Source organism: Streptomyces sp. NPDC006879 (genome assembly GCF_042869595.1).
GTDB lineage: Bacteria > Actinomycetota > Actinomycetes > Streptomycetales > Streptomycetaceae > Streptomyces.
Genome location: NZ_JBIAGC010000004.1, coordinates 123,085 through 148,168, shown reverse-complemented (window position 1 = coordinate 148,168; position 25,084 = coordinate 123,085). Strand labels below are relative to the sequence as shown.

Annotated in this window: 20 protein-coding genes and 1 pseudogene; 13 read left to right on the top strand and 8 right to left on the bottom strand. The window is 69.2% G+C overall.

The annotated features are described in order from the left end of the window. Positions 1 to 381 precede the first annotated feature (381 nt). Positions 382 to 930 carry a methylated-DNA--[protein]-cysteine S-methyltransferase gene (locus ACFYMC_RS05130; protein ID WP_388519011.1) on the top strand — a complete coding sequence of 183 codons (549 nt, stop codon included), beginning with the start codon at positions 382 to 384 and terminating at the stop codon, positions 928 to 930. A gap of 42 nt (positions 931 to 972) precedes the next feature. Here ACFYMC_RS05130 and ACFYMC_RS05125 read toward each other — a convergent pair whose 3' ends face one another. Then, entirely contained in the window at positions 973 to 1,932 is a 960-nt protein-coding gene (locus ACFYMC_RS05125; RefSeq protein ID WP_388519008.1) for a glycerophosphodiester phosphodiesterase, read from the bottom strand. 274 nt (positions 1,933 to 2,206) lie between these two features. Here ACFYMC_RS05125 and ACFYMC_RS05120 point away from each other — a divergent pair, with 274 nt between their 5' ends. From ACFYMC_RS05120 to ACFYMC_RS05100, 5 genes are all read left to right on the top strand, one after another. Further along, complete coding sequence (locus ACFYMC_RS05120; RefSeq protein WP_388519005.1) at positions 2,207 to 3,091, top strand: MHYT domain-containing protein; 885 nt, start codon at positions 2,207 to 2,209, stop codon at positions 3,089 to 3,091. Positions 3,092 to 3,126: 35 nt separating this feature from the next. Continuing rightward, a complete protein-coding gene (uvrB, locus tag ACFYMC_RS05115; protein WP_388519002.1) occupies positions 3,127 to 5,247 on the top strand; it encodes an excinuclease ABC subunit UvrB in 2,121 nt (706 codons plus the stop codon). Positions 5,248 to 5,399: 152 nt separating this feature from the next. Continuing rightward, positions 5,400 to 5,981: a TerD family protein gene (locus ACFYMC_RS05110; RefSeq protein WP_388518999.1), complete on the top strand. Its 582-nt coding sequence runs from the start codon at positions 5,400 to 5,402 to the stop codon at positions 5,979 to 5,981. 36 nt (positions 5,982 to 6,017) lie between these two features. After that, positions 6,018 to 7,916, top strand: a complete 1,899-nt coding sequence (locus ACFYMC_RS05105; protein WP_388518996.1) for a TerD family protein — start codon at positions 6,018 to 6,020, stop codon at positions 7,914 to 7,916. A 442-nt stretch (positions 7,917 to 8,358) separates the two neighbouring features. After that, complete coding sequence (locus tag ACFYMC_RS05100; protein ID WP_388518993.1) at positions 8,359 to 9,378, top strand: TerC/Alx family metal homeostasis membrane protein; 1,020 nt, start codon at positions 8,359 to 8,361, stop codon at positions 9,376 to 9,378. Between the two features lie 100 nt (positions 9,379 to 9,478). Here ACFYMC_RS05100 and ACFYMC_RS05095 read toward each other — a convergent pair whose 3' ends face one another. Further along, on the bottom strand, positions 9,479 to 10,855 hold the full coding sequence (locus ACFYMC_RS05095) for an MFS transporter (protein WP_388518990.1): 1,377 nt from the start codon (positions 10,853 to 10,855) through the stop codon (positions 9,479 to 9,481). A 541-nt stretch (positions 10,856 to 11,396) separates the two neighbouring features. Next, positions 11,397 to 11,582: pseudogene (locus tag ACFYMC_RS05090) on the bottom strand (MBL fold metallo-hydrolase); the annotation flags it as partial. 409 nt (positions 11,583 to 11,991) lie between these two features. Here ACFYMC_RS05090 and ACFYMC_RS05085 point away from each other — a divergent pair. Then, a complete protein-coding gene (locus ACFYMC_RS05085) occupies positions 11,992 to 12,894 on the top strand; it encodes a hypothetical protein (protein WP_388518987.1) in 903 nt (300 codons plus the stop codon). 187 nt (positions 12,895 to 13,081) lie between these two features. Here the strand turns inward: ACFYMC_RS05085 and ACFYMC_RS05080 are convergent, their stop codons facing one another. Together ACFYMC_RS05080 and ACFYMC_RS05075 are read right to left on the bottom strand one after the other, a co-directional pair. Next, positions 13,082 to 13,735 (bottom strand): MBL fold metallo-hydrolase, encoded by a 654-nt coding sequence (locus tag ACFYMC_RS05080; protein ID WP_388518984.1) that lies wholly within the window; start codon positions 13,733 to 13,735, stop codon positions 13,082 to 13,084. A gap of 9 nt (positions 13,736 to 13,744) precedes the next feature. Beyond that, positions 13,745 to 14,434, bottom strand: coding sequence for a maleylpyruvate isomerase family mycothiol-dependent enzyme (locus tag ACFYMC_RS05075; protein ID WP_388518981.1), 690 nt, complete (start codon positions 14,432 to 14,434; stop codon positions 13,745 to 13,747). Positions 14,435 to 14,609: 175 nt separating this feature from the next. Here ACFYMC_RS05075 and uvrA point away from each other — a divergent pair, with 175 nt between their 5' ends. Further along, positions 14,610 to 17,669, top strand: coding sequence for an excinuclease ABC subunit UvrA (uvrA, locus tag ACFYMC_RS05070; RefSeq protein ID WP_388518978.1), 3,060 nt, complete (start codon positions 14,610 to 14,612; stop codon positions 17,667 to 17,669). Positions 17,670 to 17,853: 184 nt separating this feature from the next. Here the strand turns inward: uvrA and ACFYMC_RS05065 are convergent, their stop codons facing one another. Together ACFYMC_RS05065 and ACFYMC_RS05060 are read right to left on the bottom strand one after the other, a co-directional pair. After that, positions 17,854 to 18,102 (bottom strand): SCO4226 family nickel-binding protein, encoded by a 249-nt coding sequence (locus tag ACFYMC_RS05065; RefSeq protein WP_388518975.1) that lies wholly within the window; start codon positions 18,100 to 18,102, stop codon positions 17,854 to 17,856. 95 nt (positions 18,103 to 18,197) lie between these two features. Continuing rightward, a complete protein-coding gene (locus tag ACFYMC_RS05060; protein WP_388518973.1) occupies positions 18,198 to 19,124 on the bottom strand; it encodes a carbohydrate kinase in 927 nt (308 codons plus the stop codon). Between the two features lie 84 nt (positions 19,125 to 19,208). Between ACFYMC_RS05060 and ACFYMC_RS05055 the strand changes: the two genes are divergently transcribed. Continuing rightward, positions 19,209 to 19,649 carry a Rieske (2Fe-2S) protein gene (locus ACFYMC_RS05055; RefSeq protein ID WP_388518970.1) on the top strand — a complete coding sequence of 147 codons (441 nt, stop codon included), beginning with the start codon at positions 19,209 to 19,211 and terminating at the stop codon, positions 19,647 to 19,649. Between the two features lie 88 nt (positions 19,650 to 19,737). Continuing rightward, a complete protein-coding gene (locus ACFYMC_RS05050) occupies positions 19,738 to 20,409 on the top strand; it encodes a GNAT family N-acetyltransferase (protein ID WP_388518968.1) in 672 nt (223 codons plus the stop codon). Here ACFYMC_RS05050 and ACFYMC_RS05045 read toward each other — a convergent pair. Continuing rightward, complete coding sequence (locus ACFYMC_RS05045) at positions 20,290 to 21,243, bottom strand: hypothetical protein (protein ID WP_388518966.1); 954 nt, start codon at positions 21,241 to 21,243, stop codon at positions 20,290 to 20,292. The genes ACFYMC_RS05050 and ACFYMC_RS05045 overlap by 120 nt on opposite strands. Positions 21,244 to 21,470: 227 nt before the next feature. On the opposite strand from ACFYMC_RS05045, the gene ACFYMC_RS05040 reads away from it, so the two are divergent. The 3 genes from ACFYMC_RS05040 (at position 21,471) to uvrC (ending at position 25,081) form a co-directional block, all read left to right on the top strand. After that, positions 21,471 to 22,145, top strand: a complete 675-nt coding sequence (locus ACFYMC_RS05040; RefSeq protein WP_388518963.1) for a papain-like cysteine protease family protein — start codon at positions 21,471 to 21,473, stop codon at positions 22,143 to 22,145. A gap of 5 nt (positions 22,146 to 22,150) precedes the next feature. Beyond that, positions 22,151 to 22,954 (top strand): hypothetical protein, encoded by an 804-nt coding sequence (locus ACFYMC_RS05035; RefSeq protein WP_388518960.1) that lies wholly within the window; start codon positions 22,151 to 22,153, stop codon positions 22,952 to 22,954. Positions 22,955 to 23,038: 84 nt separating this feature from the next. Next, complete coding sequence (gene uvrC, locus ACFYMC_RS05030; RefSeq protein WP_388518957.1) at positions 23,039 to 25,081, top strand: excinuclease ABC subunit UvrC; 2,043 nt, start codon at positions 23,039 to 23,041, stop codon at positions 25,079 to 25,081. Positions 25,082 to 25,084 lie beyond the last annotated feature (3 nt).

Below are 25,084 nucleotides of genomic sequence, written 5' to 3'. Positions count from 1 at the left end.
GTAGGTGTAGGTACGTTCCGAAAGAGGTAGCGCGTGCTTGGTTCTCGCTCCGCGCGACGCGCAGTCCACGGGGTGTGCGCGTCGATGCACGAGATGGATGTCCCATGCGTGCTTGCGGCCCATGGTGGCCTTGGCGAGGAACTTCGGCCGGAAGTCTCGACGGCGTGCCGGGCGCGGGAGAGGCCATGGGCGTCAGACGTGGTGGTGGCTGTCTCCTTGACGCCCCAGACCACAGCGAGCACCACTCCCGTCGACGGGAGCGGCTGCATCTTGGTGGCGGCGACGAAAACCGCCCTGACGGCGATCCGACTCTCCCCGCCCTGCTCCACGGCAGTCCGATTCCTCCCCGGCTGAAGGCCGGGGCATCCTCGAAGGAACCCAGTGACCCCAACGGCACAGTCCCTCGAATGGGCCATCGTCCCGAGCGCCATCGGTCCGCTCTTCCTGGCGGCGACGCCGGCGGGTCTGGTGCGGGTGGAGTTCCACGCGCACGCCGACGGCGAGGCGCGGGCGGCTGCTCTTGGCGGGCGACTCGCCCTCGTTCCGGCGCGCCCCGCACCGGGTGCCGAGGAGCGGCTCGCCGAGCCGATACGCCAACTCGCCGACTACTTCGACGGCTCCCTGCGCTCCTTCGACCTGCCGCTCGACTGGACGCTCACCAGCGGATTCAACCGACAGGTGCTCCGTGCTCTGGCCGCCGACGTCCCGTACGGGGCGGTGGTGGGCTACGGCGACCTGGCGCACCGAGTGGGTCAGCCGGGGGCGGCGCAGGCGGTGGGGGCCGCGATGGGGGCCAACCCCTTGCCCTTGGTGGTGCCCTGTCACCGCGTGGTGGAACGGGACGGCGGAATCGGAGGGTTCGGTGGGGGGCTTGAGACCAAGCGCGCGCTCCTGGCTCTGGAGGGCGTCCTGCCGCAACCGCTCTTCTGAGAGGGGCCGGTGTCCGACGGTCACGGGTGTGCGCCCTGGCGCTCAATCGTCATTGAGCGCGCGCCGGACCAGTTCGGGCTTGTTGCTGATGATGCCGTCGACGCCCCAGGCGTGCACCCGCCGAGCCGCTTCCGCCGTGTTCACGGTCCAGGTGTGCACCTCCATCGGTTTGCCGTGGGGCCCCTTGAAGGTGTGTACAGCCGCCACGTACTGCGCCGAGATGGAGGTGTGGGAGGGATTGATCCGGTCGGTGAAGGCCGCGTAGCCGCGGATCTGGTCGGGTGCGGGGGTGCCCAGATAGGCGGTGGTCAGGTCAGGCAGCTCCCGGTGCAGGGTGCGCACGCTATCGGCGCTGAAGCTCTGTACCACCAGCCGGCGGCGCAGGCGGTGTTCGCTCAGCCAGCCCGCTTTGGCCAACGCCCGTAAGGTGTCCTGCTCGATCCCCGGATAGAGACCGGGTTCCTTGAGCTCCAGCAGCAGCCCCTGGCGGTGGTGCGCCACCTGTTCGAGCAACTGCCGCAGCGTGGGCACTCGGGTACCGGCGAAGCGTGCGGAGAACCAACTGCCGGCGTCCAGCCGCGCGATCTCCGCCGCACTGAAGTCCGCCACTCGCCAGGGCGAGCGTCCGGGGAAGACCCGTTCCGCGTCGGTGGTCCGGCTCAGGGTCGTGTCGTGGATGATGACCAGTTCCCCGTCCCGGGTGCGCTGGACATCGTTCTCCACCCACCTCGTGCCCTGACGGGCAGCCGCATCCACCGCGGCGAGGGTGTTCTCCGGGGCGACGTCCACCGCCCCTCGGTGAGCGTAGAGGGTGGGCTGGCCGCTCCGGCGGGCTTGCGGTCCCGGCTCGGTCACCCTGCCCTTCCCGCTCGACGCGTCGGGGGCGCCTGCATGCCGCTGGAGGACGGCTTTCGGCGTGAAAGTGCCCTGTGGCGCGATGGCCGCAGGGCATGTCAGGCCGAGCAGGACGGCAGCGGTCACCGAGACGGATCGTACGTACATGCTGGTTCTCCTCGTATCACCGGTTGGCGGAACCGGCTCGAAGGGGTGATGACCACCGGGAGCATGCACGGGGTCAACAACGAGAGGGCTGGAAATGGCCACGAAATGAACGAATCCATTTCGACTGCCCGAGAGAAGTGGAATCCGGACTTGGGAATCTCGCCCCAGGCGGTGCGCACGAACCCCCCACACGCCTAATGTCACGTGCAACCGGGCCCGGGCCGATATGAGTTGGGTCCGGTTCTGGCTGAGCTGTGCGGGAGGGCGGGCGTAGATGTACGGCACGATCGGGTGGAGCGGGGCTGCCGGAGGGTTCGGCCAGGCCCTGGTGCCGCACCTTGCCGCCTTCCTCGTGGCGTGCCTGGGCGGTGCACTCGGCCTAGGCTGCGCCACCCGCCCCCGGCGTGCGGGGCGCGGGTACGGGCAGGTCTGGCAGTTCTTGGGGGCGACGGCCATCGCTTCGGGCGTCTGGACGATGCACTTCATCGCGACGAGGGGAGATCCGTCCGGCGGGGCGTCGCCCGGGTCCGACGCGCTGGTGGTCAGCGTGGGACTCACGGTGGCACTCCTCATGATCACGATCGGCCTCGCCATCGCGGGCCACCCGGACGGCAGTACCCTCGCACTCCTGACCGGCGGCACGATCATCGGGCTCGGCATCGCCTCCCTGCACTTCCTCGGAATTTCCCATGGCACGCCACCCGGGCGGCTGAGCTACCACATCCCGCTCGTGGCCGTGGCGGTGCTCTTCGCGGTGGCCGCCGCCACCGCCGCCCAGTGGGCCATCCGGTTCCGCTCCCGCGGACCGGTACCGGCGTTCGCCGCGGCGCTCCTGATGGGACTGGCCGGCAGCGGCATGCACCACATCGCCATGGGTGCCCTCGACGTCCCGCCGGGCACACCACAGGCCGGCGCGCCCACGGCCGGGCAGGCGGGCAGCGGCCTCCCGCTCGCGCAGGTCGGCGGGCTGGCGGTATTGCTCCTGGTCGCCGCGATCCTCTCGTTGCGCGGGCCCAGGCGCAGACCCCGGCGCATGCCGCCCCCGGTGCTGCCCCGGCTGGGTCCGCCGCACCGTTCGGCCCCCGCACCCCACCGGCCGGCACCTCGCCAACTGCACGGCGCCGGTGCGCGCTGGCACGACGGGCGGGTACGGCCCTGACCCCGAGTGTCAGTGGGGGGCCGTACCGTGGAGACATGCGGCCCGTATCGAAGATCGAACGCACGGTGGCGCCTTTCGAGGTCGTCAGCTCCTACCAGCCCAGTGGCGACCAGCCGGCGGCCATCGCCGAACTGGAGCGCCGGATCCGGGCGGGTGAGCAGGACGTGGTGCTGCTCGGCGCCACCGGCACCGGCAAGTCCGCGACCACCGCGTGGATGATCGAGAGGCTCCAACGCCCCACACTGGTGATGGCGCCGAACAAGACCCTGGCGGCCCAGTTGGCCAACGAGTTCAGGGAGCTGCTGCCGAACAACGCCGTCGAGTACTTCGTCTCGTACTACGACTACTACCAGCCCGAGGCGTATGTTCCGCAGTCGGACACCTACATCGAGAAGGACTCCTCCATCAACGAGGAGGTCGAGCGGCTGCGGCACTCCGCCACCAACTCCCTGCTCACCCGCAGGGACGTGGTGGTGGTCGCTTCGGTTTCCTGCATCTACGGCCTCGGTACCCCGCAGGAATACGTCGACCGCATGGTCCCGCTCAAGGTCGGCGAGGAAATCGACCGGGACACCCTGCTGCGTCGCTTCGTCGACATCCAGTACACGCGCAACGACATGGCCTTCGCGCGGGGCACCTTCCGGGTCCGCGGCGACACCATCGAGATCTTCCCGGTCTACGAGGAACTGGCCGTCCGTATCGAGATGTTCGGCGATGAGATCGAGGCCCTGTCCACCCTGCACCCGCTGACCGGTGAGGTCATCAGTGAGGACCGGGAGCTCTACGTCTTCCCTGCCAGCCACTACATCGCCGGGCCGGAGCGGATGGAGAAGGCCATCGCGGGAATCGAGACCGAGCTCGCGGACCGGCTCGCGGAGCTGGAGCGACAGGGAAAGCTGTTGGAGGCCCAGCGGCTACGGATGCGGACCACCTATGACATCGAGATGATGCGTCAGATCGGCTCTTGCTCGGGCATCGAGAACTACTCGCTCCACATGGACGGCCGCGAGCGGGGATCGGCGCCCCACACCCTGATCGACTACTTCCCTGAGGACTTCCTCCTGGTCATCGACGAATCGCACGTCACGGTCCCGCAGATCGGAGCGATGTACGAGGGCGACGCCTCGCGGAAGCGCACCCTGGTCGACCACGGTTTCCGGCTGCCCTCAGCGCTGGACAACCGCCCCCTGAAGTGGGAGGAGTTCCTGGAGCGTGTCGGGCAGACGGTCTACCTCTCCGCGACCCCGGGAAAGTACGAACTCTCGCGGGGCGACGGCTTCGTGGAGCAGATCATCCGCCCCACCGGCCTGATCGACCCGGAGGTCGTGGTCAAGCCCACCGAGGGGCAGATCGACGACCTCGTGCACGAGATCCGGCAGCGCACCGAGAAGGACGAGAGGGTACTGGTCACCACCCTCACCAAGAAGATGGCCGAGGACCTGACCGACTACTTCCTGGAACTGGGCATCGAGGTGCGCTACCTCCACAGCGACGTCGACACCCTGCGCAGGGTGGAGCTGCTACGGGAACTGCGCTCCGGAGAGTTCGACGTGCTCGTCGGCATCAACCTGCTGCGCGAGGGCCTCGATCTCCCCGAGGTCTCCTTGGTGGCGATCCTCGACGCGGACAAGGAGGGTTTCCTGCGCTCAGGCACCTCCCTGATCCAGACGATCGGCCGGGCCGCCCGTAACGTATCGGGTCAAGTCCATATGTACGCGGACAAGATGACCCCGGCGATGGAGAAGGCCATCGAGGAGACCAACCGGCGCCGGGAGAAGCAGATCGCCTACAACGAGGCCAACGGCATTGATCCCCAGCCGCTGAGAAAGAAGATCAACGACATCGTGGCGACCATCGCCCGGGAGGAGCTCGACACCGAGCAGCTGCTCGGCTCCGGCTACCGCCAACCCAAGGAGGGCAAGGGCGCCAAGGCGCCGGTGCCCGCCCTGGGAGGCAAGGCGGCGGGCAAGGCCGCCCAGGGCGCGCCGCTCACCGATCGGCCTGCCGCGGAACTGGCCGCAATCATCGAGGAGATGACCGAGCGGATGCGAGCCGCCGCCGCTGAGCTCCAGTTCGAGGTCGCTGCGCGCCTGCGAGACGAGGTCGGCGAGCTGAAGAAGGAACTGAGGCAGATGCGGGAGGCGGGAATCGCCTGAGAGTCCGGGGGTCCGGTCGGGCCGATCGGACCATAGGCTGTGTCTCAGGAAAGACACAGATTCCATCGGCCCTGGGCGCGTTCAGCGGAGCCGCCTAGGGTGAGGCCAGCCGTGGCTACGGCGGGTGAGCGACGCAAGGAGAGGGGACGCGCGTGACGGTCAACATGACCAAGGGACAGGCCATCAGCCTTCAGAAGGCCGACGGAGGGAAGCTGACCTCGGTCCGGATGGGCCTTGGTTGGCAGGCGGCCAAGCGGCGAGGACTGTTCGGGTCCCGCACCCGTGAGATCGACCTCGACGCCTCGGCCGTGCTCTTCGCGGACAAGCAGCTCGCCGACGTCGTGTTCTTCCAGAAGCTGGTCAGTGAGGACGGCTCCGTCCGTCACACCGGGGACAACCTGGTGGGTGGCGTCGGGCAGGGCGGAGATGACGAGTCGATCCTCGTGGACCTCCAGCGCGTTCCGGTCCACATCGACCAGATCGTCTTCACGGTCAACTCGTTCACCGGTCAGACCTTCACCGAGGTCCAGAACGCGTTCTGCCGTCTGGTGGACGAGACCAACGGCCAGGAGCTGGCTCGCTACACCCTCGACGGCGGTGGCCCCTACACGGCCCAGATCATGGCGAAGGTGCACCGGGCCGCGGGCGGTGGCTGGACGATGACGGCGCTGGGCACGGCTGCGAACGGCCGCACCTTCAAGGACCTGCTGCCGTCGATCCTGCCGCATCTGTAGACAGACCGGGAGCAGCCGAGGGGTGGGGCAGGGCAGATGGCGGCGGAACTGGTCCGGGGGCAGAACCATCCCTTGGCGCATACTCGGGTGGAGATCACGGTCGCCGCGGGTGGGCCCGTTCTGACTGCCGTCGCGCTCGGTGACGAGCAGGGCCGGCTGAGCGGCCCCGATCGCGTCGTGCACGCCGGTACGCCGAGTCCTCCAGGGGTCGAAGTGCCTTCGCAGGCCTGCGTGGAGCCGAGGCTCCTGGTGGATCTGGGCGCCCTTCACCCCTCGGTCCAGCGGGTCAGCGTGATCCTGGCACTGCCTCCTGGCGGACCCGCCGCCTTCGGCGGCACAGCCGCCCCCTTCCTCGCCGTCACGGCTCCGGACGGCTCCGAGCTCGCCAGTTACACGGTGACCGGCCTGGACACCGAGTCAGCCCTGGTGGCTCTGGAACTGTACGTGCGGGGTGGCTCCTGGAAGGTCCGTGCGATCGGGCAGGGGTACGCGGGCGGGCTGCCCGCGCTCCTCGCTGACCACGGCCTCGTGGCGGCCACCGAGCTCGCGGCCGGCCTGTTGGCCGCCGGGGCGACCCACGGGCCCGGCCCGGGTGCGCAGCGGTCCGATGCCCCCCGTACGGCAGCCCCGGCGGCCCAGGGGTCCGGGGACGTGCCCGGGGTGGTTCCGGCCGCTGGTAGCCCCTCGACGGCGCCCATCGCACACGGACTCCAGGTCCCTTCGCAGGGTGCCGCCCCGACGGCTGTGGACTACGTCCACCCCCGCCGCCGGGTTGCGCCGGCAGCCAGCACCGAGCCCTCACCGCCGGCGCCGCCTGCACCGGTGGCCGGAGACGCCGCTGGCTGGACCATGGAGGAGCGGCTGTACAACCAGGTCTGGGGGATGTTCGAGGATCTGGCCCGTACGGTTGCCGCCTACCGCAGTGCCGTCGCGTTCGCCGAGACCCGGTTGGAGCAGGAACTCGACCAGGTGCTCTCCGATCCCCGCCATCGCCTCGGTGACGGCACCGCTGCGGCGCGCGCCGCAGCGGAGGCCAAGCACGACCGACTTCTCGAAGAGGCCCGGCGGGTCCTGGATCGTGATCTTGCCCAGCTGACCGCGGAGGCCGAGGTGGTCGAGCCCGCCCTGCCGGCTGCCTTCGCCGGGTGGGGCCACCGGCTCTGGCAGTCCTATCAGCTCCCGACCCAGGCGCCGCTCGCCCTGCGCCTGGGCGACATCCATCTGCCGGAGTGTCCGACTCTGCGCATTCCCATGCTCGTTCGGCTTCCTCTGGGGCGGGGCCTGTGGATCGACAGCAGCCCGCACTCCTCGGACGCGGCGCACAGCTGGGATTCCGCGGAGCTCTCTCGGGTGGCCGTGGAGGCGGCCGTGGCGCTTGCCGTACGGATGCTGGCCGCGCACCCCGCCGGCGACTTCCGCGTACACGTCATTGACGCGGCCGGAGCTGCTGCTGTTCCGCTTGCCCCGCTCGTGGACTCGGGGGTGTTGGCCCAACCGCCCGGGCTGGGGGCCGCGGCGGTGCACACCGTGCTGAACGGACTCACCGAGCGGGTCGACCTGGTGCAGATGGCGCTGCGGGCGGGCACCTTGGAGTCCCTACCGCCCACCGTGGATCCCGCCCAACAGCTGCTGATCGTCCATGACTTTCCGCACGGCTTCGACGAACGGGCGGTGACGCAGCTGCGCTACCTCGCCGACGAGGGCCCTGCGGCCGGTGTCCATCTGTTGCTGATCGCGGACCGGGAGGACGCGGCGGGTTACGGGCCGTTGTTGGACCCTCTGTGGCGTTCACTGATGCGCTTGACGCCGGTGCCGGGCGAGCATCTGGCGGACCCGTGGGTGGGTCACGCCTGGACCTACGAACCGCTCGCGGTGCCCCCGGGAAGCCAGGTCCTGCGCGAGGTGCTCGGGGCGGTCGTGAGGGAGCGTCCCTAAGGGGTCCTTCCTCGTTCTGTCGCCGGGGGCCGTGGCAGGCCCCGCTGGGCCCGTTGAGCGGGGTTCGGCGCATCCGGGGAGGCTGGGCCTCGGCGCGGGCACCCGGGGCAGGGCCGAGCCCGGTGCCGCAGGTGGGAGGGCCCAGGTGGCCCGGTAGGAGCGGCGAGGTCCGTCGAGCGACCTTACTGCTCTGTGTCACCTCACTCGCCCGGTCTTTTGACCCTGACAACCCCACCCTTTGGGTAAAGCTTTACCTTCACCTGGTGATCCCGTTACCCTGTCTGTGCGGAGGGGAGTACTCCCACTGCGACGTGCCCGTCAGTACGGACCGCCATCGGTCCCGGGGCGTCGGCCCACAGGTGCGCTCGCGTCCTTCGGGTGGAAGAGACCTCCGGCAGCGATGACGCTGTCCTAGAGCTGGAAGCCATCTGCCGGAGGCGTAGTGGACGTTTCGTTGACCCTGTGGGTCCTGACCATCCTGGTGCTGTGTGTCCTCATCGGCGCTGATTTCTTCATCGGCCGAAAACCGCACGATGTGTCCGTCAAGGAGGCCGGCACCTGGACGGTCGTCTGGGTCGTGCTGGCGGTGCTCTTCGGTCTGGGCCTCCTGATCCTCGGTGAGCGACAGGCCTCTGGTGAGTTCTTCGCTGGCTACATCACCGAGAAGTCGCTCAGCGTCGACAACCTCTTCGTGTTCGTCCTGATCATGGCCAAGTTCGCCGTGCCCTCCCACCTTCAGCAGCGTGTTCTGTTGGTGGGCGTGTTGATCGCCCTGGTCCTGAGGGCGATCTTCATCGCCGCCGGTGCCGCGATCATCGCGAGCTTCTCCTGGGTCTTCTACATCTTCGGAGCCTTCCTCATCTACACGGCCTGGAAGTTGATCCAGGAGGCCCGTGCCGATGAGGACGAAGAGGAATTCGAAGAGAACCGCTTGCTGAAATCAGTGGAGAAGAGGTTCGGCGTTGCCGACCGCTACCACGGAACCAAGCTGTTCATCCGGGTCAACGGCAAGCGCGTGTTGACCCCCCTGATGGTGGTCATGCTGGCCATCGGTACCACCGACGTCCTCTTCGCGCTCGACTCGATCCCGGCCATCTTCGGCCTCACCCAGGACCCGTACATCGTCTTCACCGCCAACGCTTTCGCCCTGATGGGCCTGCGTCAGCTGTACTTCCTCATCGGCGGGCTCCTGAAGAAGCTGGTCCACCTCAGCTACGGCCTGTCGGTCATCCTCGGCTTCATCGGCGTCAAGCTCGTCCTGCATGCCCTGCACGAGTCAGGGGTGGCCGTTCCCGAGATTTCCATCCCCTTCTCGTTGACCGTCATCTGTGGCGTCCTGGTGATCACCACGGTGACCAGTCTGATCGCTGCCAAGCGGATGGAGTCGCAACAGCAGGAGCGTTCGATCGACGGCGACGGCGACGGCGAGGGCGAGGGCAGCAAGGCACGCACTGAGGTCTGATCCGTTACCGGGCGCGCGGGTGTAGGACACCGGCGCGGCGGGTCCGTCCCGCACCCTGGGGCTCCCCCCTGCGCCCCTGGGTGCGAAGACCCGCTCCGCCTCAGACCGGGGCGGGGGCGGGCTCCGTCCGGGCCTCTTCGCCCAGGGCGCGCGGAGCCGTCTCGGGGAGCAGGGCGAAGCACGCCAGGGACAGCAGTGCGATGCCGGTGAGGTAGGCGGCCACGCCCCATGGCGGTCCGCCTTCACCCGCGAGGGCGGTGGCCACGATCGGGGTGAGTGCCCCGCCCAGCACCCCGCCCAGGTTGTACCCGACCGCCGCCCCGGTGCAGCGCAGCCGGGGCTCGTACAGCTCCGGCAGGTAGGCGGCAACCACCGCGAACATGGTGACCATCGACATCAGCGCGCCCGGGAAGCCGAGCGTCATGAGCAGGGGTTTGGCGCTCTGGAGCAGGGCCACCATCGGGAACATCCACAGTGCGCTGGTAGCGCACCCCACCAGGCACAACGGTTTACGCCCGAAGCGGTCGCTGAGCATGGCCAGAATCGGAGTGGCCGAGCCCTTGATGGCCACTGCGATCATGATGCAGGCGAGCATCGTGGTGCGGTCGACACCCAGGTTCTCGGTCGCGTAGGCCAGCGACCAGGTGCTGACCGAGTAGAAGACGGCATAGCCGACCGCCAGTGCCCCGGCGGTCAGGAGGACCAGCCGCCAGTGGCCGCGTGCCACCTCGGCCAGTGGGGCACTGGCCCGCTCGCCCCTGGCCGCCAGCTCACGGAACTGCGGGGTCTCCTCCAGGGAGCGCCGCAGCAGTAGGCCGCCCAGCGCCAGCAACCCGGCCGCCCAGAAGGGCACTCGCCAACCCCAGGAGCGGAACTGGGCGTCGGAGAGCCCCGCGGAGAGGCCCAACATCACGCCGTTGGCCAGCAGGAAGCCCAGCGCCGGGCCGATCTGCGGAAAGCTCGACCACAGCCCGCGCCGTCCGGCCGGTGCGTGTTCAGCGGTCAGTAGTACCGCGCCGCCCCATTCGCCGCCGAGGCCGAAGCCTTGGAGGAAGCGCAGGACGAGCAGGGCGATCGGTGCGGCCATCCCGATCGAGGCGTAGGAGGGGACACAACCAACGGCGACGGTGGCCGACCCGGTCAGTACCAGGGAGGCGAACATCACCGGCCGTCTGCCGAAGCGGTCGCCGACGTGCCCGAAGAGCATCGAACCGAGAGGACGGGCGAGGAAGCCGACGGCGAAGGTGCCGAAGGCCGCGAGGGTGCCGGCGAGAGGGGAGAAGGTCGGGAAGAACAGCGGCCCGAGGACCAGGGCAGCGGCCGTCCCGTACACGAAGAAGTCATAGAACTCGATGGCGGTGCCGGCCAGCGAGGCCAGAGCCAGTCGCAGCGGGCCGGGTGCGGAACGCCGGGGGATCGGCACCGGTGGGACGGCGGGCGGGGGCGGCTGAGGCGGGGGAGCCTGAGCAGGTGTCATGGAGGACGATGGTGCCAAAGTCGCGGGGTGCGGCCCGGTACCGGCGTACAGGACGCGCCAAACCGGTGACCCCTGTGCGAGAAGTGGGGGGCGTACGGGAATCCTCCCGCACGCCCCCTCGCCGGTGTGCTCCGTCGGCGGGTCCGTCACCAGCCGCGGGCACGCCACTTCGCGAGGTGCACCCGGATCTCTGAGGACCAGCGCAACCGCTGACGGGGCGCCAACCGGCAGATGGGCGACCTGCGCACGTTCCCCGAGGAGAACGGTGGGAGGTCGGCAGTGAGTACATCGACAAGACGTCTCCGCCCACTCGGTGAGGAACGCCCTGAGTAGGAGCGGCTGATGGTCGACGCCATCGAGGGGCCGCCAAGCAGCCGGGGGGACGACGTGACCATGGTGGGGGGCCGCCTCCTGGCCGTCGTCCTCAACGCAGCCCCGGACGACGCGCTCCGTCGGCCATGACGCCCCCGGAGCGCCGAGACGCAACGACCGCCCCCGCCCCCGCTTCGGCTTCGAGCGGGGGCGGTCGCGCGTTGGACTGTCACCAGCCGCGCTCGCGCCACTCCGCCAGGTGCGGACGCTCGTTGCCGAGGGTGGTGTCGGAGCCGTGGCCGGGGTACACCCAGGTCTCGTCGGGCAGTTCGCCGAACAGTTTGCTCTCGACGCCGTCGAGGAGGCTGGTGAACGCGGCCGGATCCTCATGGGTGTTGCCGATCCCCCCGGGGAAAGGCGGCACCACGGGCAACGGCCTGGCGCCCTAAGACCATCGCCGTGAAAGGTCGACCTGACCAGGAAGTCGAAGCCGGGAGGCAGGGGCGCTGCGCCCGGCGCTGCCGGACCGGCACTCGCCCCGGGGTACCGGAAGACTGCTCACCCCACCCCGCTCCAAAGCCCTGCAGCGGGCCGAAAGCGGCCTTGGGGGAAGGCGTCCTCGCAGCCCCCCAGCAAGGTCGACCGGCCCGCCCAGGCCCGCCCGCCCGCCGCCGAGAGCACTGGGTGTAGCGCATTCGGCTGGGGCTGCGACCAAAGTCGGTTGTGATCACTGGATCTGATGAGGCGCGCTGGCGCACGGTCACGCTCAGCTCTAGGGTGATCGCGCTGCGCGATGGTGTCGCGCTTTCACAGATCGGGTTCTCATGAGGTTTGGGCAGCAGCCCCTTTCCCGGCTCGCGTCCCGGCTCGCCGTCTGCGCTGCGGCGGCCGGGCTCGCGATGTCGGCCGCCGTGCCGGCGCAGTCCGCCCCCAGCGCTCCGGGCGTGCCCTCGGCTCCACGGCTGGCCGATGTCGAGATTGTGCAGACGACCGAGACCGTTGGTGACTACCAGAAGGTGCGTGCGTTCTGCCCGGACAGGAAGGTCGTCATCAGCGGTGGCGCTGAGGCGAAGGCGGACGGCTCCCACAACGAGTCCCTGGCTGTGGTCTCCAGCTACCCGGAGTTCTTCCCCTGGCAGGAGGAGTCAACGCTCTGGGTCGCCAGCGCCCGGAACTTCTACGGGCAGCCCACCACCGTCACCGCCTGGGCGGTGTGCGCTACGCGTCCCAGCGGCTACGAGGTCGTGCAGACGCCGTTTTCCCAGGTGCCGGTCGACCAGCCGGTCACGGCTTCCTGCCCGGCAGGCAAGGTCGCGCTCGGCGGCGGAGGCGACATCGAGGGCGACAGGAGCGCCCTGAACAAGTCGTACCCGGCCGCGTTCGACTCGTCCGGGCAGCCCAGCCAGTGGGTGGTGGCGGGCCGGAAGGGCGAGAACACCACGGTTGGTGTCGTCGCCACCGTGACGTGCGCTGACCCGCTCCCTGACGTCACCTGGTCGACGGGGAAGGCGACGTCGAACAGCCCGGTCGGCGGGTTCCTCGCGTGTAAGGACGGCCGACAGGTCGTGAGCGGTGGCGCCTCTGCGAACGGACGGGAGACCGTCCTGACCGCGTCGAGGCCCGGCCTCCAGAAAGAGGGCGCTGTCAGTGACGGCTGGTGGGGCCAGGCAGGCAGCTTCTACGAGCCGTTCGAGGCCCAGGTGTACGTGATGTGCACCAGCCGGTAGCGGGCCCGGCAAGAGCCTAGGAGGGCCCGCAGACCTTGACCGGTCATGCGGGCCCTTTGCTGTGCCGGGCGCGGGCCGGGACGGTCTTGCGGAGCGTGGGCCGGGGCCAACGCGTTGAGGCTGCCGGCTGCGCCGCGTCCTCCAGGCCCCGTGGCGCAGCCGTGCGAAACCAGTCACCGTTGGACGGTCACCAGCCTCGTGCGCGCCACTCCGCGAGGTGGGGCCGCTCAGCGCCGAGCGTGGTGTCGTCGCCGTGGCCGGGGTACACCCAGGTCTCGTCCGGGAGAACGCTGAACACCTTGGCCTCCAGGTCGTCCATGAGGGAGGTGAACTCCTCCGACTGTGTTGTCCGACCAGGACCGCCGGGGAACAGGCAGTCACCCGTGAACACGTGTGGGTGCCCGTGCGGATCGTCGTAGACCAGTGCGATCGAACCAGGTGTGTGCCCCACCAGGTGGCGGGCCGTGAGCCTGACCCGGCCGACGCTGATCACGTCGCCGTCGTCGACCGGTACGTCGGTGGCGACCGGGATGCCCTCGACGTCCGCGCGCCCCGCGTAGGTGCGGGCGCCGGTGGCCGTGACCACCTCGGCCAGCGCCTGCCAGTGGTCGCCGTGCTGGTGGGTGGTGACCACCGCTGCGATGCCGTCGTCGCCGATCAGGCTCAGCAGCGTGGCCGGCTCGTTCGCCGCGTCGATCAGCAACTGCTCGCCGGTGGCTCGGCAGCGCAGCAGGTAGGCGTTGTTGTCCATCGGGCCGACCGCGACCTTGGAGATCATCAGGTCGGCGAGTTCATGCACGTCGGCGGGTCCGCCGACCTTCACCGCTCCGGTGTACGTCATGACCGCAGCCTATAGCGGGGGCAGGGCGGGAAGCGGGCCGTCCGTGGTGACCAGGGCTGCTCCCTTGTCACCCCGCCCACTGAGCCAGGCGAGCAGTTCGGCGGGGGTGCCGCTGAGGCGTGCCGGAGTGCCGGTCGATCCGCCGGTCTGCCACTGCCGGCCGTCGGTGGCGGTGAGGATCACCGGAGGCACGTCGGCGTGCCCCGACCAGCGGTCGGCGAGGAAGCGGATCTCCCGGCTGGTGAACTCCTCCGACAGATCTCCGAGTTCGTAGCCGATGCCGAGGTCTACGTGGTGGAGTTCCACCTCGATCAGCCTGCGGAAGAGCACGTTGGCGGCGGTGTCGGTGACTCCGTTGCGCAGTTCCACCGTGCGTGACCAGTCGGCCGGTACGGACGCGGTGAGCCTGATGCGCTCATGGCTTTCGTGGAGGTCGGTGAGGTGTTCCGACAGCGGGCGGGCGGCGCCGCGTGCGATGTCGGCCTCCCGGGCTTCCGCGCTCGCGTACATAGGCCGGCCCTCCAGGACGTTCACCAGGGCGTCCGCATTGCGCGCGAGGTGGGCGAGGACGTGGCCGCGAGTCCACCCCGGGAGCCGTGACGACTCGCCGAGCGCAGCGTTGTCCAGTTTGCCGACCGCGGGGAGCAGCCGGTCCATGGCTTCCTGTAGCAGTTGCAGGTCGTGCGCATGATCACTCATGCCGCCGACGATAGCGCCGCCACCCGTTCGGGTGAAGGATTCCCTTGGTCGCCCTAATTCGAATGCGCGTGCTATAGGCTCGGTTGTCCAACCGCGGATACACCGCTGAGGTGACCCCCATACCCTGGGACGGGGGCCTGCTTCCCCCCGTCTCTCAAGAAAGGTGCGGACCGGCGTGGCCGACCGTCTCATCGTTCGTGGCGCTCGCGAGCACAATCTGAAGAACGTCTCGCTCGACCTGCCCCGCGACTCGCTCATCGTCTTCACGGGACTCTCCGGGTCGGGCAAGTCCTCCCTCGCTTTCGACACGATCTTCGCCGAGGGGCAGCGTCGCTACGTGGAGTCGCTCTCCTCCTACGCGCGTCAGTTCCTCGGCCAGATGGACAAGCCGGACGTCGACTTCATCGAAGGCCTCTCCCCGGCGGTCTCCATCGACCAGAAGTCGACCTCGCGCAATCCGCGCTCGACGGTCGGCACGATCACCGAGGTCTACGACTACCTGCGCCTGCTGTTCGCACGCATCGGGAAGCCGCACTGCCCGCAGTGTCGTCGCCCCATCTCCCGTCAGTCCCCGCAGGCGATCGTCGACCGGGTGCTGGAGCTGCCCGAGGGGAGCCGTTTCCAGGTCCTCTCCCCGCTGGTGCGCGAACGCAAGGGCGAGTTCGTGGACCTCTTCGCGGACCTCCAGACCAAGGGGTACAGCCGGGCCCGGGTGGACGGCGAGACCATCCAGCTCAGCGAGCCGCCGCAGCTGAAAAAGCAGGAGAAGCACACGATCGAGGTGGTGGTCGACCGCCTCACCGTAAAGGACAGCGCCAAGCGCCGCCTGACCGACTCGGTGGAGACCGCCCTCGGGTTGTCAGGCGGCATGGTCATCCTCGACTTCGTCGATCTGACCGAGGACGATCCCGAGCGTGAGCGGATGTACTCCGAGCACCTCTACTGCCCCTATGACGACCTGTCCTTCGAAGAGTTGGAGCCCCGCTCCTTCTCCTTCAACTCGCCCTTCGGAGCCTGCCCGGACTGCACCGGCATCGGCACCCGGATGGAGGTGGACCCGGAGCTGATCATCCCGGACGAGGACAAGTCCCTCGACGAGGGCGCCGTCTCCCCGTGGTCCCTCGGGCATACCAAGGACTACTTCGCCCGACTCGTGGGCGCACTCGCCGAGGAGTTGGGCTTCCGCACCGACATCCCGTGGGCGGGGCTTCCACAGCGGGCCAAGAAGGCTTTGCTCCATGGTCACAAGACGCAGATCGAGGTCCGCTACCGCAACCGCTACGGGCGCGAGCGCGCCTACACCACCTCCTTCGAGGGGGCCGTGCCCTTCGTCAAGCGGCGCCACTCCGAGGCCGAGAGCGACTCCAGCCGCGAGCGCTTCGAGGGCTACATGCGGGAGGTGCCCTGCCCCACCTGCGAAGGCACGCGACTGAAGCCGATCGTGCTGGCCGTCACCGTGATGGAGCGGTCCATCGCCGAGGTCTCGGCGATGTCGATCAGTGAGTGTGCCGACTTCCTCGGTGAACTGCGGCTGGACGCCCGGGACAAGAAGATCGCCGAGCGGGTGCTCAAGGAGGTGAACGAGCGACTGCGCTTCCTGGTCGACGTCGGCTTGGACTACCTCTCACTCAACCGCGCGGCCGGCACCCTCTCCGGCGGCGAGGCGCAGCGCATCCGCCTGGCCACCCAGATCGGTTCCGGGCTGGTGGGAGTGCTCTACGTCTTGGACGAGCCTTCCATCGGGCTCCACCAGCGCGACAACCACCGTCTGATCGAGACGCTGGTGCGGTTGCGCGACATGGGGAACACCCTGATCGTCGTCGAGCACGACGAGGACACCATCAAGGTGGCCGACTGGATCGTGGACATCGGCCCCGGTGCCGGAGAGCACGGTGGCAAGGTCGTGCACAGCGGGTCGCTTCAGGATCTGCTGGTCAACGCCAAGTCCATGACTGGCCAGTACCTCTCCGGCAAGAAGTCGATCGTGACTCCGGACCTGCGGCGCCCCGTGGACCCCGAACGCCAGCTGACCGTGCGCGGAGCGCGGGAGAACAACCTTCGCGATATCAACGTCTCCTTCCCCCTCGGGGTGCTGACCGCCGTCACCGGGGTCTCCGGTTCCGGTAAGTCCACCTTGGTCAACGACATCCTCTACACCCACCTGGCGCGGGAGCTGAACGGTGCTCGGGCCGTCCCGGGGCGCCACACCCGCGTGGACGGCGACGAGCTCGTCGACAAGGTGGTCCATGTGGACCAGTCGCCCATCGGTCGCACCCCGCGGTCCAACCCGGCTACGTACACGGGCGTCTTCGATCATGTCCGTCGCCTCTTCGCGGAGACCATGGAGGCGAAGGTCCGCGGCTACCTCCCGGGGCGCTTCTCCTTCAACGTCAAGGGCGGGCGCTGCGAGAACTGTTCCGGCGACGGCACCATCAAGATCGAGATGAACTTCCTGCCGGACGTCTATGTCCCGTGCGAGGTCTGCCACGGGGCGCGCTACAACCGTGAGACCTTGGAGGTCCACTACAAGGGCAAGTCCATCGCCGAGGTGCTGGACATGCCGATCGAGGAAGCCCTGGACTTCTTCGAGGCGGTGCCCACCATCGCCCGTCATCTGCGCACACTCCACGAGGTGGGCCTCGGATACGTGCGGTTGGGCCAGTCAGCCCCCACCCTCTCGGGCGGTGAGGCGCAGCGGGTGAAACTGGCGAGCGAACTTCAAAAGCGCTCCACGGGCCGGACCGTTTACGTCCTGGACGAGCCGACGACCGGGCTGCACTTCGAGGACATCTCCAAGCTGATCAAGGTACTGTCCGGCCTGGTCGACAAGGGCAATTCGGTGATCGTCATCGAGCACAACCTGGACGTCATCAAGACTGCGGACTGGGTGATCGACATGGGCCCCGAAGGCGGTTACGGAGGTGGCCTGGTGGTCGCCGAAGGCACCCCCGAAGAAGTCGCCTCGGTCGGCACCAGCCACACGGGCAAGTTCCTGCGCGACATCCTGGGCGCGGACCGGATCAGCGACGCGGCTTCGCAATCGGCTCGTAACGGCGGCACCAAGGCGCCGGCGCGCAAGTCCACGGCCAAGAAGACCACCGCGAGCGCTCCCAGGAAGACGACCGCCGCCAGCACCACAGCGGCGAAGAAGGCCACCGCGAAGGTCGGCGCCAAGAAGTCCGCGACCAGGACCACGGCCGCGAAGAAGACCGCGACCAGGGCCAAGAAGGCCTGACTCCGCCAAGAAGGCCTGCCCCGTCACCGTCATCCGCCAGCGCCGCCGTGCAACACCGAGTGGTGGGCCGGCTCGTACCTGCCGTACGGGCCTGCTCACCGCCCTGTGGGTGGGGTTCACCGGGCGTTCCACCGCGGTCTCCTCGAAGGGTCCCGGTGTGACCGCGGTGGGCGACGGGCGCAGGTCAGACCATCAGCGTGATCGGATGGATCTCGTCGGCGGCGTGCCCGGTCTTCTCGTGGATGCGCTGCACTGCCTCTGCGGACGGAGCCTGGGACAGGCAGTACACCGTTCCGGACTCCGGGTCGGCCCAGGCCTTCTCGAAGTGGACGCCCTCCTGCTTCTCGATCGCCAGGTCCGCCTGGTGAGCCTCTTTCAACTGGTCGGCCGTGATTCCCACCATCCCGTGGTGAACATCCATGTACATGCCCATGATTTCCGCACCTCCGGTCGCTGCACCCCCTCGCCTTCCATGGTGCTCCGCCGGTCTGCCGCCGGCGCGGTGGAGCAGGGGCCGCTAGGTGCTCGTCACTCCAGTTCGGTCGCGTACGGGGGGTGGGCGCCCGCGCGGGAACAGGCCAGCGCCGCAGCCCGGCAGGCATAGTCGAGGACGTCGGTCCAGGCAGCTTCGTCCAAGGCGGCCAGCGCCGGCCGGGAGAGTGCCGCCCGGTCGGACAAGCGGTGCAACAGGGCTGCGTTGACGGTGTCGCCGGCTCCGATCGTGTCAGCCACTTCCACCGGTGCTGCCGGCACTTGGTAGTGAGCGCCGTCTCGGGTGTGGACAGCCATCCCTGCGGCGCCCCGGGTCGTCACCACTGCCTCGGGACCGGCGGCCAACCAGTCCTGTACGGATCCGTCGAGCCAGGCGGCGTCCTCGGTGGACAGCTTCAGCAGGCACACGTGCGGAAGCCAGCCGTGGAAGCGGCGCCGGTACGCATCGGGATCGGAGATCAGAGCGGGCCTGATGTTCGGGTCGAGCAGTGTGAAGACACCACGCGCCGCTTCCCGGCGCAGCAAGGCCTGGTAGGCGCTCGCTCCCGGTTCCAGGACTAGCGCACAGGTGCCCAGGGCCAGTGCGCCCACCTGTTGCGGCAGCTCGGCGGGAAGGGCGAACAGTCGGTCGGCACTGCCCTCGGCATAGAACTCGTAGGCAGCCGAGCCCTGCGGGTCCAGGGACGGTACCGCCAAGGTGGTTGGCTCGGGTCCGCGCTGGACGAGTGAGAGGTCCACGCCGTCGGCGAGCAGCCCGGCCAGCAGTGCTTCCCCGAAGCCGTCCGTGGAGACGCGGGAGCAGAAGGTGGTGGCGGACCCGAGTCGGGCCAGTGCCCGTGCGGTGTTGTAGGGCCCCCCGCCCGGCCGCGGGGCCAGTGCGGGCAGCCCGCCGGGCCCGGCCGGGTGCGGCCCCGGGGGGAGGGGAACCAGGTCGATCAGGGCCTCACCGGCGACGACGATCACGCGGGGACGGTACCCCACGGGCTCGGGCGCGAGCCCGGGTAAGGTCGGGACATCCCCGCCTCACTCCGAAATCGTGGAGAACCGATGCCTGCGCAGCCAGCCGCCCGCCGTACCGTGCTGAAGGGAGCCGCCGCCCTGGCCGGTGCCACGGGGACGGCTTTCACGCTGGCCGGATGTTCCACCGCGACCAACAGCGGCGGAACCAGCCCTGCCACACCCACCGCACCGGTGGACCTCGGCGCCGCGGACGAAGTACCGGTGGGCGGTGCCAAGCTCTACCGAGAGCGGAAGTTGATAGTCAGCTGCCCGGCTGAGGGGCAGTACGTGGCGTTCAGTGCCCAGTGCACGCACGCCGGCTGTGTTCTGGACAAGATCGAGGACGGGGAGGGAAACTGCCCCTGCCACGGAAGCCGTTTCGATGTGGCCACCGGCAAGGTACTGCGCGGCCCGGCCACCGCCGCGCTGCCGCCCGTCGAGGTGCGCGCCGAGGGCGGCAAACTGATCGCGGGACCCGCCCGGAGCTGAGCCCGGTGGGCAACGGTTGGGGCGGACCGCCAGAAGCCACCCCCGAATCCGCTTGCAGGCCCGCTCATCCGCGTACCATCCTCCGAGCATGGACATTCCCCAACGGGTGATCGAACTGGACGACCTCACGTTGCGCGCGTTCAACGGCGTGGCGGACCTTCCGGAGCTCTTCCAGGTCATCGAGGAGTCGCTGGAGCATCTGCGCCCGTGGATGCCGTGGGTCGCCGAGCACAGCCTGGCCCGGACGACCGCCTTCCTGGACGGTCGCGCACAGTGTTGGGCCAGCGGCGAGGAGTTCACCTACGCGATCGTCCGGGAGGGGGCTCTGGTCGGTGCCTGCGGACTGCTCCGGCACGATGACACCCCACCGGACACCCGCGAGATCGGCTACTGGTTGCACCCGGCCGCCACCGGCCGCGGCGTGGCCACCCGGACCGCCCGCGCTCTCGCCGAACAGGCTTTTCGGCTGCCTGGTGTCGACCACGTCGAGATCGTCCACGATCCCGCCAACACCGCCAGTGGCGCCGTTCCGGCCCGACTCGGGTTCACCCCCTACCTGCGGCGCCCCGCTGAGCCCTTGGCCCCGGCCGAAACCGGTGAGGTCCAGATCTGGCGGCTGGATCGTGGCCGGGCGAGGCCGCTAGCCCCAGTCCCAGTCGATTCCCAGGATGCCCCGCCGTACCCCCGTTTCCACCAGGTGCACCGTCCGATGACGGCCGCTGGGCGTGAGGTCGAAGACTTCGGTTCGGGCCGCTCCTGAGGAAGCCTGGGCGAACCGACGGCAGCGCATCGGCAGGGCCCGTTCGTCGAAGCCGATCTGGAGGACGTACTGGCCCCCTGCGTAGTTGAACCCACGGAGGTACTCGGTGCTGGGGCCGCCGGTCCCGTCCTCGAAGCGGTAGCGGAAGAAGTGGGTATCCCCGGTCCGCAGCCGCGTGTCGAAGAGTAGTTCGGCGACTACGACCCCGGTCCGGTGATGGTGTCTGACTCGTCCGGCGCGACAGTTCTCGTCGGCCCGCACCGCCACTCGCGCCGGGTCACAGCCAGGGTCGCCGTGGTGAATCGCCAGATAGCGGTCCACGCCTTCGCGGTGGGCCCGCACCACTTGTTGGGAGTCACGCACCCGCAGTTCGCGCCGGGCACCGATGCTCACCCGCTCGTGGTGCCCCACGGTGTGCAGCCCGCCGTCCACTGGTGCTTCGAGCGCCTTGAGCAGTTCGTGCAGGGCGTCGGCGACGCTGACCAGCGACCGGTAGGGGCGGGCCGGCGGGCGTGGGTCGGGCGGCTTAAGGAGCCGCAGCAGCGTCTCCGGGGGCAGCTCAAGGATCTCCTCTAGGGCCCGTACGGCTTTGAGCGACTCGGCTCGCTGCGGTCGCCTGGCACCCTGCTGCCAGTAACAGAGGCTGGTGACGCCGACCTTGATGCCGCGGTTCGCCAGGTGGTGCTGGACCCGTTGGAGGGGCAGGCCGCGGGAGGAGAGGGCGGCGCGCAGCGCGAGGTGGAAGGGGCCGACCCTGAGTACCTGATCGAGTTCCTCGCCCATCGGTTCCGGCGGGGTCCTCCTGGCCTCGGGGAGGTCTTGCGTCCACCGCATCGGGGCTCCTCTGTGAACGTTCACCTACAGCGGGGGCCGCACGTGTGCCCGGAACTGCTTGGGCTGGTGGCGCTCCGGTTGGCGTTCACATTTCGATCTCACCGTTCACACTGCCATGGCACATGTCATTCAAGCGCGTTGACCTCATCACGACAACACCTTGATGCTCCTGCACAGCGTCCGGACGCGCTCCTCCGATCCCCAGGCCCCCACACGGGAGGAACGCGATGCGCAAGCGAAACAGACGGCTGGTCCCAGCAGCCGTACTCACCGTGCTGCTGTCCGCCCTGCCCACCGCCGTGGCCACCGCCAGTGCCGCGACGGGCCCGCAGAGCGGACCGTACACACCGCCGACGGCAGCCGCCCCGGCCGTGCCGACCCCCGCGCCAGCCGTCGATCGTCCGGCGCTCCCCACCGCCGTCGCCGACCGCCGACTTCCCATCACCATGCAGGCCCAACAGAAGTCCAACTGGTGCTGGGCGGCAGCCGGAAACACCATCGCCACCTGGTTCGGTCGCAACTACACCCAGAACCAGTTCTGCAACGCCGCCTTCCACCGCCGGCAGGGCTATGAGTGCCCCAACAACCAAGCCACACTGGGCAACGTCCAGAACGCTCTGGACTGGGCCGGCATCAACCCCGGCTCCTACGTGTCCGGATGGCTGCGTTACTCCACCGTGCAGACCGAGATCAATGCCGGCCGCCCGATCGAGACCCGCATCCAGTGGTCCGGTGGGGGTGGTCACATGCACGTGCTCTACGGCTACGACACCGACGGCAGCTACGTCTACTGGGGTGACCCCTGGCCCTCGAACTACCGCTACAACTGGGCCTCGCACGCCTGGTACGTGAACAACAGCACCTTCTCCTGGACCCATTCCCTCTACCGGATCGGGGCGTGAGAGCCATGACCAGAGCAGCGCCCACGGCCGTGGTACTCACAGCCCTTGCGGCTGCCCTGCTCGGCCCGGCCCAGCAGGCCTTCGCCGGCGACGCGCAGCCCCTGCCGGTGACCGCGCAGAGCCGTGTCGCCGCGCGCCAAGCGGCAGCCTCTCCCGCGACCTTGGCCACCCTGTCGCGGTTCTTCGCCCGTGAGGGCAGGGTGTCGATCGAGGCTGCCCGCCCCCGTATCGAAGGCACGACGGTGGCGGTTCACTACCTGTCACCCGACTTCGTGGCGGGCAAGGCCGGTGCCCCCGTTGCCAGGTTGGAGTTCCTGGCCAGCAAGGCGGTCTCGGCGGACGGACAGCTGGCCACCCTGTGGACGGTCGCGACGGGCGGTCGTTGGGAGGTGGTGAACATCGCCACCGGCGACGAGGAGTTCCGCTATGCCGCGCGGGGTGCGGCCAAGCTCCCGGGTGGGACCGTCTTCAGGGAGCCCCAGACCGACTCCTGGTTCGTGGTCAGGGACACCCGAGTACTACCGCTGGACCAGGATGCGGTCCGGGCCGTCGGGGCGGATGGAACCACCTTGGCCGCCTACCGGGCCAGGGTGACCGAGGCCTACGGCGACAGACGGCCCGGCTCGCCCTATGCCCGGTCCGGCCGGGCGGGCGGCCCCCCACCTGCGGTGGCGAGCGCCGACGCCGCGTTCGAGGACCCGGGCTACGACCTGCCGGCCGCCGCGGGAGCGGCGGCCGGGGCATTGGCTCTCGGAGTGCTCCTCGCCCTCCTCGGGCGACGTGTCCGGCGTGGTCGGATGAAGCCGTGACCTTCGGTTGAAGCCGGGGCAAAGCCCTGACGACCGGGCCCGGCGCCGGGCCCGGTCGTCAGAGCCCGCAAGTAGGGTGGGAACATGGCCGACCCTTCCAGCTACCGCCCCAAGCCGGGCCAGATCCCGGACTCTCCGGGTGTCTACAAGTTCCGCGACGAACACCGGCGGGTGATCTACGTCGGGAAGGCCAAGAGCCTGCGTCAGCGGCTCGCCAACTACTTCCAGGACGTGGCGGGCCTGCACCCGCGCACCCGCACGATGGTGACGACCGCAGCCTCCGTCGAATGGACCGTGGTGTCCACTGAGGTGGAGGCGCTCCAGCTCGAATACTCCTGGATCAAGGAGTTCGACCCCCGGTTCAATGTCAAGTACCGCGACGACAAGAGCTATCCGTCCCTCGCGGTGACTCTGGGCGAGCAGTACCCGCGGGTCCAGGTGATGCGCGGCCCGAAGAAGAAGGGGGTGCGCTACTTCGGACCGTACGCGCACGCCTGGGCGATCCGTGAAACCGTCGACCTGATGCTGCGGGTGTTCCCCGTCCGTACCTGTTCCGCCGGGGTGTTCAAGCGGTCCAAGCAGATCGGCCGTCCTTGTCTGCTCGGCTACATCGGTAAGTGCTCCGCTCCGTGCGTCGGTCGGGTCACCCCGGAGGAACACCGTGAACTGGCCGAGGAGTTCTGCGACTTCATGGCCGGTCGTACAGGCACGTACCTGCGCCGCCTCGAAGGGCAGATGCGCGAGGCCGCCGAGGAGATGGAGTACGAGCGGGCGGCCCGGCTGCGCGACGACATCGAGGCCCTGCGCCGCGCCATGGAGAAGAACGCCGTGGTCCTCGCGGACGCCACCGATGCCGACCTGATCGCGGTGGCCGAGGACGAGCTGGAGGCGGCCGTCCAGATCTTCCACGTCCGTGGCGGCCGGGTACGCGGTCAGCGCGGCTGGGTCACCGACAAGGTCGAGGCGGTGGACACCTCGGGTCTGGTGGAGCACGCCCTGCAGCAGCTTTACGGGGAGGAGCACGGCGAGGGGGTTCCCAAGGAGGTCCTGGTGCCGGCCCTGCCGGAGGACGAGGTGGCCGTCGCGGCCTGGCTCGCCGGGCGCCGCGGTTCCGCAGTCTCCCTGCGGATACCGCAGCGGGGCGACAAGAAGGACCTGATGGAGACGGTCCGTCGCAACGCGGTGCAGTCCCTGGCGCTGCACAAGACGAAGCGGGCCAGCGATCTGACCACCCGCTCCCGTGCCCTGGAGGAGATCGCCGAGGCGCTGGGGCTGGACGGCGCGCCGCTGCGCATCGAATGCTTCGACATCTCCCATCTGCAGGGGCAGGACGTGGTCGCCTCGATGGTGGTTTTCGAGGACGGCCTGGCGCGCAAGAGCGAGTACCGGCGCTTCCAGGTCAAAGGCTTCGAGGGGCAGGACGACGTCCGTTCCATGCACGAGGTGGTCTCGCGCCGTTTCCGCCGCTACCTCCAGGAGAAGCTGAAGACCGGCGAGTGGTCCCCGCAGGAGGACGTCGCCCAGCCCAGCGACCCGGCTGACCAGGCAGCCGATGACGAGGGCCGTCCCAAGCGGTTCGCCTACCCGCCTCAGCTGGTGGTGGTGGACGGCGGCCAACCACAGGTGGCCGCGGCCCAGCGGGCGCTGGAGGAACTCGGCGTGGACGACGTGGCCGTCTGCGGACTGGCCAAGCGGCTGGAGGAGGTCTGGCTGCCCGGCGAGGACGACCCGGTGGTGCTGCCGCGCAGTAGTGAGGGGCTGTATCTGCTGCAGCGGGTGCGCGACGAGGCCCACCGCTTCGCCATCCAGTACCAGCGGGGCAAACGGGGCAAGAGGCTGAAGAGCAGCCCGCTGGATGCGGTGCCGGGGCTCGGGGAGACTCGTAAGCAGGCACTGATCAAGCACTTTGGTTCGGTGCGGAAGCTGCGGCAGGCGACAATCGAGGAGATGTGTGAGGTCCCGGGCGTCGGACGCAAGACCGCCGAGACCGTGGCCACCGCGCTCGCGCAGGCGGCCCCCTCCGCACCTGCGGTGAACACCGCGACAGGAGAGATCATTGAAGAGGAGGCGCCGGCCGTTGCCGGAGCCTTGCGTGACCGGGGGACCGACCTGGGGGCTGAGCGATGAGCG

Excerpts from the sequence above, each read along its gene's own strand:
- ACFYMC_RS05125 (WP_388519008.1), bottom strand. The coding sequence starts at position 1,932 with ATGTACGTACGATCCGTCTCGGTGACCGCTGCCGTCCTGCTCGGCCTG.
- ACFYMC_RS05120 (WP_388519005.1), top strand. The coding sequence starts at position 2,207 with ATGTACGGCACGATCGGGTGGAGCGGGGCTGCCGGAGGGTTCGGCCAG.
- uvrB (WP_388519002.1), top strand. The coding sequence starts at position 3,127 with ATGCGGCCCGTATCGAAGATCGAACGCACGGTGGCGCCTTTCGAGGTC.
- ACFYMC_RS05105 (WP_388518996.1), top strand. The coding sequence starts at position 6,018 with ATGGCGGCGGAACTGGTCCGGGGGCAGAACCATCCCTTGGCGCATACT.
- ACFYMC_RS05095 (WP_388518990.1), bottom strand. The coding sequence starts at position 10,855 with ATGACACCTGCTCAGGCTCCCCCGCCTCAGCCGCCCCCGCCCGCCGTC.
- ACFYMC_RS05085 (WP_388518987.1), top strand. The coding sequence starts at position 11,992 with ATGAGGTTTGGGCAGCAGCCCCTTTCCCGGCTCGCGTCCCGGCTCGCC.
- ACFYMC_RS05080 (WP_388518984.1), bottom strand. The coding sequence starts at position 13,735 with ATGACGTACACCGGAGCGGTGAAGGTCGGCGGACCCGCCGACGTGCAT.
- ACFYMC_RS05075 (WP_388518981.1), bottom strand. The coding sequence starts at position 14,434 with ATGAGTGATCATGCGCACGACCTGCAACTGCTACAGGAAGCCATGGAC.
- ACFYMC_RS05065 (WP_388518975.1), bottom strand. The coding sequence starts at position 18,102 with ATGGGCATGTACATGGATGTTCACCACGGGATGGTGGGAATCACGGCC.
- ACFYMC_RS05055 (WP_388518970.1), top strand. The coding sequence starts at position 19,209 with ATGCCTGCGCAGCCAGCCGCCCGCCGTACCGTGCTGAAGGGAGCCGCC.
- ACFYMC_RS05050 (WP_388518968.1), top strand. The coding sequence starts at position 19,738 with ATGGACATTCCCCAACGGGTGATCGAACTGGACGACCTCACGTTGCGC.
- ACFYMC_RS05045 (WP_388518966.1), bottom strand. The coding sequence starts at position 21,243 with ATGCGGTGGACGCAAGACCTCCCCGAGGCCAGGAGGACCCCGCCGGAA.
- ACFYMC_RS05040 (WP_388518963.1), top strand. The coding sequence starts at position 21,471 with ATGCGCAAGCGAAACAGACGGCTGGTCCCAGCAGCCGTACTCACCGTG.
- ACFYMC_RS05035 (WP_388518960.1), top strand. The coding sequence starts at position 22,151 with ATGACCAGAGCAGCGCCCACGGCCGTGGTACTCACAGCCCTTGCGGCT.
- uvrC (WP_388518957.1), top strand. The coding sequence starts at position 23,039 with ATGGCCGACCCTTCCAGCTACCGCCCCAAGCCGGGCCAGATCCCGGAC.